Below are 15,492 nucleotides of genomic sequence, written 5' to 3' on the forward strand. Positions count from 1 at the left end.
CGAAGATCGGGTAAGTCCGTCGACTCACCCGATCTTCGTTGCGCCGTCGGTTTCAGCTGCAATTGGTAACTCGGGCAGCGATACCGCCCCCGTCCGCTCCACCCTCACCGCCAACGTCACCGCGGCGGCCAGCGCCGATACGCCCGCTCCGATCCAGTACAAGACCGCGAACGAATGGAGAGTCGGCACAGTGCTCGCACCGATCACCACCGCCGAACTGGCCAATACCGCTGCCGCAACGGCGCTTCCGGTGGAGGTACCGACCGAACGGAGCAGGCTGTTGAATCCGTTGGCCGAGGCAGTCTGATGGATCGGTGCAGATTCGGTGATCAGGGTCGGCATGGCGGCCAGGGAAAATGCCACACCGGCCGATACCACGGCAGCGCCGATCACGATATTGACCAACGTCGGCGCCAACAGCACACGCAAGACGTAGCCGATTGCAATGACGATCGCACCCGACGCCAACGTAGCCTTCGCTCCCCATCGTCTCGTCACTTTCGACGACACCGGTGCCAACCCGATCATCAGGATGCCCCCCGGCATCATCGCGAGTCCGGCTTCGGCGGCCGAGAGTCCGAGACCGGCCGCCGACGCCAGGGGCAACTGAAGTTCCTGTGTTGCCGCCAACGCGCTGATGAACATGGCAAAACCGAGTAATACGGCGCAGACATTCGAGACCAGAATCGGAGCACGAAGGGAAGTCCGCAGGTCGACCAACGGTGCCGGCGTGTGCAGTTCCCACGGAATCCATCCACAGAGCAAGACCACACCGGACGCGATCAGAACCAGAACCTCGGGGCTTGCCCATCCCCATTCGGTTCCCTTCGAGACAGCCAGCAACAATGCCGTCATGGCGAGTGTGAGGACTGTGGCTCCCAGAAAGTCGAAGCGTCCGCGACTCTTCACAGCCGATTCCGGCACCACCAGCGGCAAGACGACTATCAGTACAACCCCGAATCCACCAGTGACCCAGAAGAGCGCGGGTAGTCCCCAGTGCGCCGAGATCACCCCGGCCATCGGCATGCCGAACATGCCGCCGATACCCAGGGTCGCACTCATGAGCGCGACTGCACCACTGAGCTTTTCCGGAGGAAAGACATCGCGCATGATGCTGATTCCGACGGGCAGAAGTGCCGTCGCGAAGCCCTGCAACGAACGTCCGAGGATCAGGAGCCAGAAACTCTGACTGAGCGCCGCAACCATGCAGCCGACGATCATCACCGCAAGGCAGACGAGCATCATCGCCCGCTTGCCGAACATGTCGGCAAGCCGGCCGATGAGAGGGGTCGCGACGGCACCGGTCAGCAACGTCGAGGTCACCAGCCAGGAGGCGGTGGCCGACGAAACTCCCGATGCCGTCGCGAACGCAGGCAGGACCGGCACCACCAGGGTCTGTTGCAGCGCGACCACCACACCGCTCAGACTCAGGACGCCGACGACCCACCCGGTCCGCGCTTTCGCGCGAACAGTCTTGTCCGTCAAGCGTTCGAGCGAGCGGCTACTCCGGCGTCGACAGGAACCACGATGCCACTCATGTGGGCACTCGCGTCGGCGGCGAGGAACAGGACTACTCGCGTGATCTCGAAGGGATCCAGCCAACCGATCGGCTGCGCATGCAGAGTCGCGTACACAGGTTCGACGTCGTCTGCCGTCGGCGATTCGAGGTCAGGCCGCATCATTGCGTACATCATGTCGTTGTGAATCATCGGCGTCGAGATATTTCCCGGTGCAATAGCATTCACGGTCACACCCGAGTTGGCCAGTTCGAGTGAGACGCTCTTCGTCAAACCGATGACGCCCCATTTGGAGGCGCCGTACGCCGCCATCTGGGTGCCACCGGATCGACCCATCATCGAGGAGATCGTGATGATGCGACCGTAGCCACGTTCCGCCATTCCACCTGACACGGCCGCAACGGTATTGAACACACCGGTCAGGTTCGACGAAATGACTTCGTTCCACTGTGCCGACGTCATCGACGTGATCGGAGCGGGCACGGAGACACCGGCATTCGCGACTGCAATGTCGACGCGGCCGAATTCGGATTCCGCGCGGGCAACGAGCGCGTCCATTGCTTGGCGATCAGCCGTGTCGGCCTTGACTGCAATACACCGGCGGCCCGTGGCTTCCACCAAACGAACGGTTTCCTTCAGGTCCTCCTCGGTTGCGAGGGGGTAGGCGACGACATCACTGTTCTCGCACCGATCGCAGATCACGATGTCCGCGCCACGCTCCGCGAAGGCGATAGCGTGGGCGCGCCCCTGACCGCGTGCGGCGCCGGTGATCAGTGCAACTTTTCCTTCGAAGCTGCCTTCGAGGCTGTTCATGCCGTCTCCTAGTTCGTCGTATGCCAGCGTGCGCTGTACTGCATGCGTACTCCGAACCCGCCCGAAAGAAACAGTCGATCCCGGACAGCGGGAATCTAGCCGATCACTGGTAAACGGCGGTCTCGAACTCCAGGTATCCGTTGATGGATCCAGCGTCCGCGAACGGCAGAATCTGCGTTGCCCAGAACCCTCCGACGCCGGTCTGCCGGTCGATCCAGTAATAGAGGTTGGCCAGACCCGCCCAAGCCAGCGATCCGGCCGGCCTACCGGTGGGTGCCACCTCTTCATTTGTCATGAAGGAGTATGCCCATCCCTTGGGTACACCGGGGAAGAATTCCGCATCGTTGGACAGTGTCGGGAGAACTCCGGGCAACAACCCCACGTGCTGGCCTTCGAGCCCGTTCTGAACGGCTGCAACTACCGTCTCCGACGACAACACGCGACCCGAAGTGCCCACGCCGTCGTTCAGCCACATACGAATGAACTTCATGTAGTCGCCGACAGTGCCGTGCAAACCGTGACCACCCATGTGCACCTCGGGTTCGGCCGGAAGCTCGAATCCAATGAGCGGAGTGAGGCTTCCGTCGCTCTCGCGCTGATGGATCGGTGCAAGTCGATCCTTCATCGACGGGCTCATCGTGAACGCCGTATCCGTCATCTCGAGCGGTTCGAAGATGCGCTCGCGCATGACATCGCCGAGTCGCTGACCTCGAATCGACTCGACAACCTGTCCGGCCCAGTCGATGTTGGTGCCGTACTCCCACTTCTCACCCGGGTCGAAGAGCAGCGGTGTCGTGAGCGCCGCTTTGCTGCACGTGATCACGCTGGGCTGCCCATGTTCCTGCGAGAGCCGATTGTACGACTCGTTGAAGAAGTCGTAGCCGAACCCTGCAGTGTGCAGGAGCAGCATGCGAGTGGTGATGTCGCGCTTGGGTTCCCGAAGAACGGGGTTTCCGCAGGCGTCGAAACCGTCCAGGACCTTCAGCTCACCGATGTCCGGAACATAGGTCGCTGCAGGTGCATCGAGATCGAGCAACCCCTCCTCCACACATTGCAGGACAGCGGTACCGGTGATCGCCTTGGTTGTGGAGAAGAGCGCAAAGGTTGTATCGAGGGTCATCGGAACGCCGTAACCTAGTGTCCGCTCACCCGCAGCACCCTCGTAGATGTTGCCTTCTCGATCCGTGATCATCGCAACCACACCCGGGACGCGATCAGCTCCCTGGGTTGCTCGCGCCAGCACGTCGTCGAGGCGCTGCTTCGAAAGGGGCTTCCGCGCAATATCTTCGATCGTCACTGCATTTCTCCATCCGACTTGCAACTTGTCTTGTCGAACAGAATGTAACGGCGATCACACACCCGGTTCTGCCTCGAAACGGCAGGAAAACTGTCTCGTTTCGGCAGAACCGGGCAGAGCCTGGAATCAGCTCTGGGGCGCTCCGATATTCACCAACCAGGAAATGCCGAATTTGTCTGTACAGGAGCCGAATTCGTCTCCCCACATCTGCTTCTCGAGCGGAACGCTGACCGTACCCGTTCCCGACAACTGCTCCCAGTACCCGCGCAGCACATCGCCGTCGTCGCCACTGAGGCTGACTGTGATGTTGTCGCCGGCGTTGTACGGCATGCCGGGCGGAGTGTCGGCACCCATCAGGGTGTATCCCTGATCGGTTTCGAGCATTCCGTGCATGATCTTGTCCCCGCCTTCGCCGGGATTGCCGAATTCACCGAACGTGCTCAGCGCCAGCGTGCCACCGAAAATGCCCTTGTAGAACTCCAACGCTTCTCGGGCATTGCCGTTGAAGCTGATGTACGGATTAAGTCGAGTTGCCATGACGTACTCCTAGCTCGTTGGATAGCTGTCACGTTCGATTTCAATCCTTGCAGACTGCTCCGACACGAAACAACGGATCGCGGCAGTTCATCCAGTGCGTAAACCGATCGTCATGACCGTTCAAACAACTGCCCTCAGAGTGGGTTACGAGTCTCGGAAGGCAACTCTCCGAACCGTTTCCGGTAGGCGGCCGCAAACATGCCCAGATTGACGTAGCCCCAGGCGTTGGCGATTTCCGAGACGGTTTTCCCATCGGAACGCAACAGTTCGCTGCGTACCCCCTCCAGCCGGCGCGCGCGCAATCGTTGCCCCGGCGTGGTGTCTCGGTACCGTCGAAATCCCGCAGTGAGCGCCCGGACACTGACACCCACCGCAGCCGCGATCTCCGATGCCGTCGGCACCGAGCGAGCAAAGGTATCGATGTACTCCTCTGCCGATCGCACGTAGGCCGGTTCGGCAGAAGCGTCGACGCCGAGCTGCAACCCGGCCTGTGTTGCCCACTCGTCGAGAAGCTGAGCCGTAATGAGTTCTTGAACCCTGGCACCGAGCCTTTCACCCGACATCGCGTCGGGCGACTCTGCAATCGCTCGAACAACGTAGTCCATCAATGCAAGCCAACTCGAGCCACGCCCGCCGATGGTGCACTTGTGCCGCCATAGACGGTCGTCGGGAACTGTCCCGTACCACTGCAGGGCATGATCGGCGACAAGCTGATGCGGCACAGTGAGATTCAGCTGCAGATGGTCCTCGTCGAATTCGACGAAATAGTCGGTCCGACTGCAGTCTGCGACAAAGGTCTCCCCCACTCCGGTATTCGCCGCAGCGCCCCGGCCAAGAGCATGTCGACCGTTGCCTCTGATCGTCGTCAGGACCAGAATGTTTCCGGCTTCAGGCGAACATTCACCGACGGAGACCGGAATTCCGTAACAGAATCTGGTGACGTCGATCTTGCCGACCGCCGCGGAGTACATGTCCGAAGCCGGCTTCAACCGACTTCCGATCGGCGTCACCGTGTAGGGCATGTAGATGTTGTCGGACCACTCCTTGATGCGGTCCCAGTCCCGAGAAAAGGCCTGGTGATGCTGCATGGTGGGCCGGCCGGCCGCGTCGATGAGCAAGGCATCCTCGAACATGATTCGAGTATCGCACCAGGGTCCGGGAAGGTCACGCAAAGTCAGCTGAGGCGATCTCTGGCTGAACAGCGGCGAAAAGCAACGAATCCGCCACAGTTCCCCGGATAACCATGTGCGCCCTCATCCGCCCCTCCTCCACCATTCCGATTTTGGTGAGTACCGATGCCGACGCCGAGTTCTCCGGACGACACGTTGCCTGCACGCGTTGCGCTCCGAGTCGAGCAAACGCGAGTTCCAGAACCGCGCTCCCCGCTTCGGACGCATAACCCTGCCCCTGGAACTTCGGGTTCACGACAAAACCGAGTTCCGCCCGCCGGTGCGCGGCGGATACTTCCCACACAGCTACCGAACCGATGACCGTTCCGTCGACCTTCGACGTGATCGCCAGGGTGAATGATCGACGCTCGACCCCCGCGGCTTCCAATGTCGCGTCGGCCAGGAATGCCCTGGTCACTGCCAGAGTGTTCGGACCCCAATCCACATATCTACAGACGACGGGGTCGGAGGCGTACTGATGGACGGCATCTTCATCCCCGAGTGTGAAATCTCGAAGGACGAGGCGTTCGGTAGTCAACGTGAACATCCAGCGATCGTAAATTAGCCGCGAAAGCATATTGACTCGAACTGGTGTTCGAGTATTGTTGGGGTGGGGATCGGGGGATTCAATGAGTGTTCTGTCATCGGATGTGGTGTCTGGCTCTGCGGTGGGGTTACGCGGACGTCTGTGGCGGTTGTCGGCTGCTGAGTTGCGTGCTGCTGCAATCGAGGCGAGTGCGGAGATTCTGCGTCTGGAAGCTGTTCGGGTGGCGGTGGTCGACGAGCTGTCGTTGCGTCCGGATGATCAGGTGATCGCCAGCCGCGGGGTGGGTGCGTGGTTGGCGGCGAACACGATGTTGCAGGTGCGGGACGGGAAGAAGATCGCCGCGTTGGGTGCGGCGCTGCGGCCGTTTCCCGCGGTGGCAGCTCGGTTCGATTGCGGGGATTGTTCGTTCGATCATGCCGTTTTGATTGTCTCGTTTTGTGAGTCGCCGCCGAAGGGGATGCCGGACGAAGCGTTGCCTCGCTGTATCGATTTGTTGTTGGCTGCCGCTTCCGGTGTGGAAGCAACGACGACGAAGGTCCGATATGTGATCGCGACGTTGGAGCGCGTTTTCGAATCCGATGAAATTCCACCCGCCGAAGACGTCGACCGCAACGAGTTGAGGATCGCCTCGACGTTGAATGGTCGGGTGGTGGTGCGTGGGGATTTCGACGCCCTCACCGGCGAAATGCTGCTGTCGGCGTTGTCGAATCTGACGATGCCAACCCCGGCACCCGATGGAACCCCGGATGCCCGGTCGGCGGCGAAGCGGACCGCGGACGGGTTCACCGAACTGATCCGCCGCTATCTGGATTGCGCCAAGACCGGTATGGATGGTGGGCAGCGGCCGCACGTGAACGTTCACATCAATGCCCGGGATCTGGCCGAGCACCGGGACTGCGCCGCAACACCAACTGGTGATGGTGGGTCTGTGTCGGATCTCGATGTGGGGCACATGCCCTGGCTGGGACCACTCTCGGTATCGCAGACCAGGCTTCTGGGGTGCGACTGCTTCCTCTCGACCGTCTTGCTCGATGATCACGGGGCGCCGTTGGATGTGAAACCCGGGAAACGGTTGGTCACCGCCGAACAGAGAGTGGCATTGATCGCGAGAGACAAAGTCGTCGTCGACTTACCCGCACCGTTCGGGCCCAGAAAGCCCGTCACGATGCCCGGCTTGACCGTGAACGACAAATCGTCCACCGCTTTCGTCGGTCCGTAAACCTTGGTCAATCCCCTCAGTTCAATCATGAGGAGAACTGTGCCCTACCGGCACTGACCAGCACATCCGTCCGGAGGATGACATGAACCCTGAGATGCGGAGACGGCAGTTCAGGGAAAACCCTGTCCTCGACCGGAAGTCGGAACTGCCGCGGCATGAGGGTAGGGCGCATCGAAGTCGCCGTCGAACAATCGCCAGTAGAAGTCGTTCATCCTCGCAGCGGCGGGCGCGTGCCGGGTCAAGATCGCGGCCACCTCCGGTGCCACATCACCTGGGATATGACCTGTGGCGCATCGTCGTACGTACTGGTTGCGGGTGACTGGTCCGCCGTGTTTCGGTCTCGGTACGCCGCAGACCTCGGTCACCAACCAGTTGACCAGAAGCATGGCGGCATAGTCGGCGTCATGAGTGGCATGGCGCCGGGCGAAGTCGTGCTCGACAGTCGACAGGTCGAAGTGTGGGGATGTGGCCAGTCCGAAGTCGGTGAGATAGATCCGCTCCAAATCGGTGCGCATGTTGCCGAAATGTCCGTCCATGTGCAGCAGCTGTCGATCTCGCAAGAACGCCGCGATCTCCGAAAACTGTCGCTCGAGGTCGGCAGCTTTGGCGGCCGGGTTGTCTTGCAACCAATCCGAGATCGGGTGTGCGATGTACTCGCAGAACAGTACGAGGCTGCACGGTGCAGCGGCGAGCGCTTCGAGGCGGACCCGCACTTCACTACTGGCGCGGGCGGTGTGAACGGAATCGATGTCGGCGTGTTCAGGCGCAACCGGCGATCGGCCGGGCAGCACTCGCCAGTGGTAAAGCATTGGGAACGACTGTGTTTCGCCGGCCAGGACGGCCTCGGTGACCATGATGTTCGCGGCCAGCTCTCGCCAAGCGTTGAAGCTTGGGCCGCCAATGCCGTACTGGCAGAACATCGGCAAGTCGAAATGATTGGAGGTGCAGCCGACGTCGGCGAGTTCCCGATTGCTGAGTGGGATGCGTTTGGTGAATATCGGAACGCCGTTGAGCCTGTGGTCACAGATATTGACCACTCCTGCGGCGCCGCCCACGCCGACGCTCGAGACTCGAGCGGTGTCGGTCAGTCGGGCCAGTTTGACATCGCTCTGGGAAGACAGGAATGTCGACAGTTTTCGGTGGCGGTCAATCCTGACGTGTGTCACTCCACGACTGTGCCACAGGATCGTCCGGCTTCGATCTCGCGGAGTCGCCTGTCGAAGTCACCGATTCTGGCGGTGTCCTCGTAGTAGTCCTCCTGCTCGATGATCTTGCCCCACTTGGTTCGAACGAGAAGCACTGTTCGATTGTGGTAGATGACGGAGCCGTCGGGGCCAAGGGCTCGGTCGTCGAAACGGGCGAGCAGAGTCATCCGCCATGGTGGACCGCCGAAATACGCTTCGGTGACTTCGCCTTGAAGTCCGGCAGCGACAAATTCCTGGAGAAAGTTCTCGATTCGGTCCCGCCCGGCGTGCTCCCCGGCCCACCGATGATCGCCATCTGCGAATCTCAGAACTGCGTCGCGGTGATAGGACCCCAACAATGGGCGGTAGTTCCCGGAGTTGAGCGCCCGGACGTCGCGCCCGAACTTGAAGATCAAGGCTTTGTGGAGCAGCGACCGCGAGACGATCGCCGTTGCGAGGCCTGCCGCGAACCAACTTTTCATCTTCGAAGCTTGTCGTGGCACCGAATGCCCTGTCAACGAAACGCCGAGGTCTGCTGATACCTGACAGAGAATTGGATATTGACAGTGACTGTCACAATAGGTGAGACTCGCACTATCGAGGAAGGTCGGATTTCGGCCGAGGTGAAAGGACGTTGCTGATGTCACTACGAGAGAGACAGCGGTTGCAGGTGCGAGCAGACATTCAACGTGCGGCATTCGATCTGTTCGCGCGTGACGGATTCGAGGACGTGACCACCGAGCAGATTGCGGCGGCGGCGGGAGTGTCGGCAAGTACGTACTTCCGGCACGTTCGCAACAAGGAGGATCTGCTGTTGGATCCGGTCAGGCAGGGCGGCGCCGGAATCGTGACGTTGCTCGAGGATCGCCCGGCATCCGAGTCGGCTGATCTTGCGATCTCGCGGGCGATCCTCGAACGCTCCAATGCATTCGAGTCCTCGGAGATCGATCAGTGGCGGGCAGCGTTTCGTACCGCGCCGCATTTGATGGATCGAGTCGCGCTCATCGCGCCCGAGCATCGTGATCGGTTGGTCGAGTTGGTGGCGCACCGGATGCACCTCGATCCGGAAAATGACAGCCGCCCCGGACTTCTCGTTCATCTGATGTTGGCGGCGGCGGAGTTCGGTTATCGCCAATGGATACGCAACCCCCAAAAGCGCGGCGCATCACTTCCCGTGTGCGTCGAGGGGGCGCTCGACGCGGTCCGGGGATCCCGGTGGCGCACGCAGGACGTAGACGACACGAAAGGTAGTGACCAGTGATGACCGAGAACCCTCAGGACACCGTGCCACCGGTAGCGGATCTGCCCGCGGTGGATGTGGTTGTTGTCGGTTCGGGGGCTGCCGGTATGTCCGCGGCAATCACCGCCGCCCGAAACGGACTCTCGACGATTCTCGTGGAGAAGTCCGAATACTGGGGCGGTTCGTCGTCCCGGTCCGGGGGTGGAGTGTGGATTCCAGGAAACTCGATACTTCGCCGCGAGGCGCCGGCGGATGATATTGACTCTGCGCGAACATATCTGAAGAGCATTGTCGGAGAGGATGCAGACACCGACCGTATCGACACGTATATCGATCGAGGCCCGGAAGCCCTCGATTTCCTGATTCGGCACTCTGCACTCGAGCTCGAATGGGTGAAGGGTTACTCCGACTACTTTCCCGAGGCACCCGGCGGACTTGCAAGCGGCCGCTCGTGCGAGCCGCGCCCGTTCGACGCGCGAGCACTGGGCGACGATCTTGCGACACTTCATCCGCCGTACATGAAGGTTCCGCTCAACATGGTTGTCCAACAATCTGATTACCGTTGGCTGAGCACGGGGATTCGGCATTGGCGCGGGCCGGTGCGAATGCTGCGGGTGGGTATGCGCTCGCTGGCCGCGAAGGCCAGGAAGAAGAAGTTGATCGGGCTCGGCCCAGCGCTCATGGCGGAACTGATGCTCGGAGTTCGGGGAGCTGGAGTGCCGGTGAAGCTCGGAACGAAGCTTGTGGATTTGATTACCGACAGTGATCGTGTCGTGGGCGTGCGACTCGAGTCCGGGGGAGTGCAGACAACACTGCACACTCGATGCGGCGTCATTCTCGCGTGCGGTGGGTTCGACAACAACGACGACATGCGAGGCGAGTACCAGCGTCGGCCGAGCAGTGCACAGTGGACCCTCGGGGCACCGACCAATACCGGGGACGGGATACGGGCGGCACTGCGGGTCGGCGCGGCAATTTCGTACATGGACGACGCGTGGTGGGCTCCGTCGATCCCGCTGCCCAAGGGACCGTGGTTCGCCTTGGCGGAACGCTCGTTGCCGCGCAGTCTGATGGTCAACGCCGGCGGCAATCGCTTCATGAACGAGTCGCTTCCCTATGTCGAAGCGGCGCACGCGATGTTCGGCGGAAAGTACGGCCGAGGTGAAGGACCCGCTGAGAACATCCCGGCTTGGCTGATCTTCGATCAGACGTACCGTGACCGTTACCTGTTCGCGGGAGTTCCGGCGCGCAGGCCGATTCCTCGGTCCTGGATCGAATCGGGCGCGATCGTACGAGCTGGATCGATTGCCGAACTCGCTGCCGAGATCGGCGTGCCAGGTGACGCGTTGTCAGCGACGATCACACGATTCAACAGTTATGCCCGCGAAGGCGTCGATCGCGACTTCGGCCGTGGGACAAGCAGATACGACCATTACTACGGCGACTGCACCAACAAGCCCAACCCCAGCCTCGGAGAACTTACCAAGGGTCCGTTCTATGCCGCGAAAATGGTGCCGGGAGACCTCGGGACCAAGGGCGGCATCGATACGGACGCTTGCGCGCGGGCGTTGCGCGCGGACGGTTCGGTCATCGACGGGCTCTACGCAGCAGGTAACACCAGCTCGCCGGTGATGGGTCATACCTATGCCGCTCCAGGTGCAACTATCGGTCCCGCAATGGTTTTCGGCTATCTGGCGGCGCTCGATGCGGCCGGGGGCTTGCCCGAGGGCAGAGGCCAACAGGCCGAGGGTAGAGGCCAAGAGGCCGTGGACCGCAATAATGGTTTGGCAGAACGCCGTGGGTAGGGTTCTCTTGAGAGCGTGACCCACCTCAACATCGCCGACGTCGACTACTTCCTCCCTGATGGTCGACAACTGCTCAGCGGTGTCAGCTTCCGGGTCGGAAACGGTGCAAAAACTGCACTGATCGGCCCCAACGGCACTGGTAAGACGACGTTGCTTCGCATTATCGCCGGAGACGCCGTCGCCGACGAGGGCGCAGTCACTCGATCCGGCACACTGGGCGTGATGCGGCAATTCGTCGGCCAGGTTCGCGACGAGTCCACCGTGCGAGATCTGCTGTTGTCCGTGTCTCCGGCACCGATCCGCGACGCAGCGCTGGCGCTCGATACAGCCGAAAACGCGATGATCGAGCGCGACGAAGAATCAACTCAGATGAAATACTCACACGCACTGGCCGATTGGGCTGACGTCGGAGGCTACGAGACGGAAGACTTCTGGGACAAGGTCACCACCTCGGCGCTCGGTGTCCCGTACGACCGTGCGAAGTGGCGAGCGGCCAACTCGCTGAGCGGGGGCGAGCAGAAGCGGTTGGTCCTCGAAGCACTGTTCGCTGGGCCCGACGACGCACTTCTGCTGGACGAGCCGGACAACTACCTCGACGTTCCGGGTAAGCGGTGGCTCGAGAAAACCATCTCGGAATCGTCGAAAGTTGTCTTGTTCGTCAGCCACGACCGCGAACTGATCGCCAATGCAGCTACCCACATCGTGACGCTCGAACCCGGAATCAGCGGCGCGACGTCGTGGACCCACGGCGCTGGGCTGGCCAGCTACCACCAGGCCCGCGAAGACCGCAACGCTCGCTTCGAAGAACTACGTCGACGCTGGGACGAAGAGCATGCGAAACTTCGTGCTCTTGTTCTGCGATTGCGTGAGAAGGCCAAGTTCAACGACGGCGTCGCGGCGCGGTATCACGCTTCGCAAACCCGGTTGGCGAAGTTCGAGGAGGCCGGACCGCCCGAGGCGATCCCCCTCCAGCAGAAGGTGACAGTACGGCTGGAGGGTGGGCGAACCGCCAAGCGGGCCTTGGTATGTCAGGATCTCGAGCTGACGGGGCTGATGAAGCCGTTCGACACCGAGATCTGGTACGGCGACCGCGTTGCCGTGCTGGGCTCCAACGGTTCCGGAAAGTCGCATTTCCTCCGTCTGTTGGCGGGTGGTGGGACCGACCCGGGGACGGAGCATCTACCCGTCGAGGCGCTCGACATCGCGCCGGTCGAGCACGGTGGTACCGCGACGCTCGGTGCCCGGGTACGTCCCGGATTGTTTGCGCAGACCCACTCCAGGCCTGATCTGACCGGAAATACGCTGCTCGAGATCCTGCACATGGGCGACGAACACCGAAACGGAATGGGACGTGAAGCGGCGAGCCGGGCTCTTGATCGTTACGGACTGTCTCGAGCAGCCGAGCAGAAGTACGACGACCTGTCCGGCGGACAGCAGGCGCGACTGCAGATTCTGCTCCTCGAACTCTCCGGCGCGACGATGTTGTTGCTCGACGAGCCGACCGACAACCTCGACCTCCATTCGGCGGACGCGCTCGAGCAGGGCATCGCACAATTTGCCGGGACCGTCATCTCGGTCACCCACGATCGTTGGTTCGCGCGCGGGTTCGACAGGTTCCTCGTCTTCGGATCGGACGGGAACGTGTACGAGAGCGAGTCGCCGGTGTGGGACGAGGCCAGGGTCGAACGAGCACGCTGACGCTGTGTCTCGGTGACGCTGTGTCTCGCTGACCGAGTGCGCATCTGCCGGCTATTTGGGAAGAGGCGGCAACTCGTTGATCACTGCGTCAAGGAGACTCAGATCGCTGCGATCCGATCGAGGCGGTGGACACTGCGAAAGATCGAGCTGTGTCGGGAAGTGCCACAGAACGCGACCTGGATCTACTCGGTCGATCGCCGCGTACCAGTGGGTGAGTGGCCCAGCGAGCGCTGCATGAAGCTCGAAGTGCCGTCGTCGGCGGCTGTGGTCTCTTTCGCGTTGCAGCCGAAGTTGTTCCGGTGACGGCATCGAAATGACGGTCAGGTCTGCGAAACCCAGTTTCAGCTGTTCAAAAGCGCTTTCCACTGCCGAAAGCTCGCGCTCGAATCGCTCCGCTGGTGCCGCACCCACTGCGGCGAGGCACCAGCTGTAGTGCAGTTTCAACGGGTCGCTGTCGCAGATCGCGATGCCGGATCTCACTTCGAGTTCTTCCGCTTGCGACCATCGGTTCGAATTGACCGTTGCCCAGTAACTTGCCTGCACTTCGAGGTTGGTTCCATCCGGTTCGAACCCGGTGGGCTGATATTCGGCCACGAATTCCTCGACGACCGATTCATTCGTCATCTGGGCTCGGCACCAAGTGGTCTTACCGGCGGCGCTGGGTCCTTCCACTGCGATGATCACCAGTTGATTCTCCATAACGATTGGGGCGGTTGGTTTTTGCCCGTTGCCAGGAATCTCTTAACATCCGAAGGGGGCTCCTTCGTGGTCCGACACGGCCTTTTTCGGTGCGGTGGGTCACAAAATCGCAGTGACGGTTGCCACATAACGGACGGATAACGATTGGTATGGTTGAACCTCGAATCAATCGGTTGACCTGTGGCTATTGCTCGAGTTACGAAAGAATCTGGTACATGGGTACCGGAAAAATGCCCCGTGACCAATCCGTGACCATCGCCTACGGTCGTTGACAGCCCGAAACTACCGGGCAAACACCGACCCGCAACTGCGTGCTTCTGCCCCGCGGGTCCGGTACTCCCGAAACCTTCGCGGGGCAGGAGTGAAACAGACGAGTCGATCGACGAGACGTGCAAGCGTCCGGACCGACCTCGTCCGCGGTAGCGGAGAGGATCTACCCAATGACCAGCATTACCTTCAAGCGCGCCCTCGGCGCAGTTGCAACCGCAGGCGCAGTCGTCGCGATCCCGCTCGCCATGAGCACCGGTACCGCTTCGGCAGCCGGCCACGACTGGTCCGGAGTCGCGAACTGCGAGTCCTCCGGTAACTGGGCCGCCAACACCGGCAACGGCTTCTACGGCGGTCTCCAGTTCACTCAGAGCACCTGGAACGCGTTCGGTGGATCGGGCAACGCTGCCAACGCCAGCCAGGCTGAGCAGATCCGTGTCGCCGAGAACGTTCTCGCAGGCCAGGGCGTCGGCGCATGGCCCGTGTGCGGTCAGTACCTGACCACCGGCACCACCGCAGGCAACTACGAGGCCGCAGCAGCTCCCATCACCGCTGAGGCTTCCGTCGAGTCGGCTCCGGCAGCAAGCACCGGAAGCGGCAACTACGTGGTCAAGGCAGGCGACACCCTGTCGAAGATCGCTGCTGCACACGGCATCTCGCTCGAGAACCTCGCCAGCCAGGTCCCGAACATCAACCTGATCTTCCCGGGACAGTCCCTCTCGGTCTAGTCTCGTGGCCGTTCAGGTCTTCATTGCGTCGACATTGTCCGGAGCTGTTGCAGCTCCGGACAATGTCGACGTTTCTGCGTTCGCAATGAGCTCTGCTGCTTCCGTGTGGATGGGATCAAGATCCTGGCGCCACCCCAGAATGCGCAGTGCGGACCCGGCGATCACCGCGGCGTCGGGGATCGGTGTTCCTTCGAGTGCGTCGGCTCTTGCGCTGATCACGCTTTCGACCAGACGAAACGGCAACTCGGCCAGTTGTGTCGACGCAGGATCGCCCATCGCGTCGAGAACTGCCTGGGCGAGTGCCCGGTACTGCTCGCGAAGCCGATCGCGATCAGCCCGGAACGACATGAATCTGTCGCTTCTCAGTTCCGGCAAGAGGTAAAGGACGCCCAGGTTCCACCGACCGGTGATCAGTTGCGCGGCGTCGAGGTACGACAGTGCATACAGCTTCACCTCGGGAGAGGCGTCGAGAGGCCTGAGGTTCTCGGCGAAGTCGAGCGCCGGAGTCACTGTGTCGGCGAGTAGCGCAACGAGGATGTCGTCCTTGGTGGCGAAATGGTTGTACAACGACGCCTGACGCATCCCGACAGCTTCGGCAATGTGGCGCGTCGACGTCGCGGCAAAGCCTCGGGTGGTGAACAGTTCTGCAGCAGCATCCAAGATCTCCGCCCGGGCGGTCCCACCCGGGCGTCGGCGAGCGGTCAGGCGGGGTCGTCCGGGGCCGGCGTTGGTCACGCCTTCCATAGTGGCAGGCGGAGGCCTTACGTGCGGG

The 15,492-nt window shown here is 61.6% G+C and carries 14 protein-coding genes and 2 pseudogenes; 5 read left to right on the forward strand and 11 right to left on the reverse strand.

Annotation, left to right across the window (positions count from 1 at the left end):
* Positions 1-24: 24 nt before the first annotated feature.
* The 6 genes from I7X09_RS23170 to I7X09_RS23195 all read right to left on the reverse strand — a co-directional run bounded on the left by I7X09_RS23170 (position 25) and on the right by I7X09_RS23195 (position 5,880).
* Positions 25-1,485: an MFS transporter gene (locus I7X09_RS23170; RefSeq protein WP_200313882.1), complete on the reverse strand. Its 1,461-nt coding sequence runs from the start codon at positions 1,483-1,485 to the stop codon at positions 25-27.
* Positions 1,482-2,330, reverse strand: a complete 849-nt coding sequence (locus I7X09_RS23175; protein ID WP_166810754.1) for a mycofactocin-coupled SDR family oxidoreductase — start codon at positions 2,328-2,330, stop codon at positions 1,482-1,484. The genes I7X09_RS23170 and I7X09_RS23175 overlap by 4 nt, the downstream gene beginning before the upstream one ends.
* A 103-nt stretch (positions 2,331-2,433) precedes the next feature.
* Positions 2,434-3,573 carry a serine hydrolase domain-containing protein gene (locus tag I7X09_RS23180; protein WP_234036971.1) on the reverse strand — a complete coding sequence of 380 codons (1,140 nt, stop codon included), beginning with the start codon at positions 3,571-3,573 and terminating at the stop codon, positions 2,434-2,436.
* A gap of 180 nt (positions 3,574-3,753) precedes the next feature.
* A complete protein-coding gene (locus I7X09_RS23185) occupies positions 3,754-4,164 on the reverse strand; it encodes a VOC family protein (RefSeq protein WP_200313884.1) in 411 nt (136 codons plus the stop codon).
* Positions 4,165-4,298: 134 nt separating this feature from the next.
* Entirely contained in the window at positions 4,299-5,297 is a 999-nt protein-coding gene (locus tag I7X09_RS23190; RefSeq protein ID WP_200313886.1) for an AraC family transcriptional regulator, read from the reverse strand.
* 31 nt (positions 5,298-5,328) lie between these two features.
* Positions 5,329-5,880 carry a GNAT family N-acetyltransferase gene (locus I7X09_RS23195; protein WP_200313888.1) on the reverse strand — a complete coding sequence of 184 codons (552 nt, stop codon included), beginning with the start codon at positions 5,878-5,880 and terminating at the stop codon, positions 5,329-5,331.
* An 82-nt stretch (positions 5,881-5,962) separates the two neighbouring features.
* Here I7X09_RS23195 and I7X09_RS23200 point away from each other — a divergent pair.
* A pseudogene (locus I7X09_RS23200) lies at positions 5,963-6,997 on the forward strand (DUF222 domain-containing protein); the annotation flags it as partial.
* 2 nt (positions 6,998-6,999) lie between these two features.
* On the opposite strand, the pseudogene I7X09_RS23205 reads toward I7X09_RS23200, so the two are convergent.
* The 3 genes and pseudogenes from I7X09_RS23205 to I7X09_RS29520 all read right to left on the reverse strand — a co-directional run.
* A pseudogene (locus I7X09_RS23205) lies at positions 7,000-7,128 on the reverse strand (ATP-binding cassette domain-containing protein); the annotation flags it as partial.
* Positions 7,129-7,209: 81 nt separating this feature from the next.
* Positions 7,210-8,265, reverse strand: a complete 1,056-nt coding sequence (locus I7X09_RS23210) for a serine/threonine protein phosphatase (protein WP_200313890.1) — start codon at positions 8,263-8,265, stop codon at positions 7,210-7,212.
* Positions 8,262-8,765, reverse strand: coding sequence for a nuclear transport factor 2 family protein (locus I7X09_RS29520; RefSeq protein ID WP_234036686.1), 504 nt, complete (start codon positions 8,763-8,765; stop codon positions 8,262-8,264). The genes I7X09_RS23210 and I7X09_RS29520 overlap by 4 nt, the downstream gene beginning before the upstream one ends.
* A gap of 158 nt (positions 8,766-8,923) precedes the next feature.
* Here I7X09_RS29520 and I7X09_RS23220 point away from each other — a divergent pair, with 158 nt between their 5' ends.
* Genes I7X09_RS23220 through I7X09_RS23230 form a run of 3 tightly spaced genes read left to right on the forward strand, consistent with a single transcriptional unit; the run spans position 8,924 to position 13,026 of the window.
* Positions 8,924-9,544 (forward strand): TetR/AcrR family transcriptional regulator, encoded by a 621-nt coding sequence (locus I7X09_RS23220; RefSeq protein WP_234036687.1) that lies wholly within the window; start codon positions 8,924-8,926, stop codon positions 9,542-9,544.
* A complete protein-coding gene (gene kstD / locus I7X09_RS23225) occupies positions 9,544-11,328 on the forward strand; it encodes a 3-oxosteroid 1-dehydrogenase (RefSeq protein ID WP_200313892.1) in 1,785 nt (594 codons plus the stop codon). Before I7X09_RS23220 ends, kstD begins: the two co-directional genes overlap by 1 nt.
* A 15-nt stretch (positions 11,329-11,343) precedes the next feature.
* A complete protein-coding gene (locus tag I7X09_RS23230; protein ID WP_200313894.1) occupies positions 11,344-13,026 on the forward strand; it encodes an ABC-F family ATP-binding cassette domain-containing protein in 1,683 nt (560 codons plus the stop codon).
* A 51-nt stretch (positions 13,027-13,077) separates the two neighbouring features.
* Here the strand turns inward: I7X09_RS23230 and I7X09_RS23235 are convergent, their stop codons facing one another.
* A complete protein-coding gene (locus tag I7X09_RS23235; RefSeq protein ID WP_200313896.1) occupies positions 13,078-13,725 on the reverse strand; it encodes a hypothetical protein in 648 nt (215 codons plus the stop codon).
* Positions 13,726-14,165: 440 nt separating this feature from the next.
* Between I7X09_RS23235 and I7X09_RS23240 the strand changes: the two genes are divergently transcribed.
* Positions 14,166-14,720 (forward strand): LysM peptidoglycan-binding domain-containing protein, encoded by a 555-nt coding sequence (locus tag I7X09_RS23240; protein ID WP_095970250.1) that lies wholly within the window; start codon positions 14,166-14,168, stop codon positions 14,718-14,720.
* Between the two features lie 12 nt (positions 14,721-14,732).
* Here I7X09_RS23240 and I7X09_RS23245 read toward each other — a convergent pair whose 3' ends face one another.
* Entirely contained in the window at positions 14,733-15,464 is a 732-nt protein-coding gene (locus I7X09_RS23245) for a TetR/AcrR family transcriptional regulator (protein WP_166810239.1), read from the reverse strand.
* Between the last annotated feature and the right edge of the window lie 28 nt (positions 15,465-15,492).

Source organism: Rhodococcus sp. P-2 (assembly GCF_016598535.1).
Taxonomy (GTDB): domain Bacteria; phylum Actinomycetota; class Actinomycetes; order Mycobacteriales; family Mycobacteriaceae; genus Rhodococcus_F; species Rhodococcus_F baikonurensis.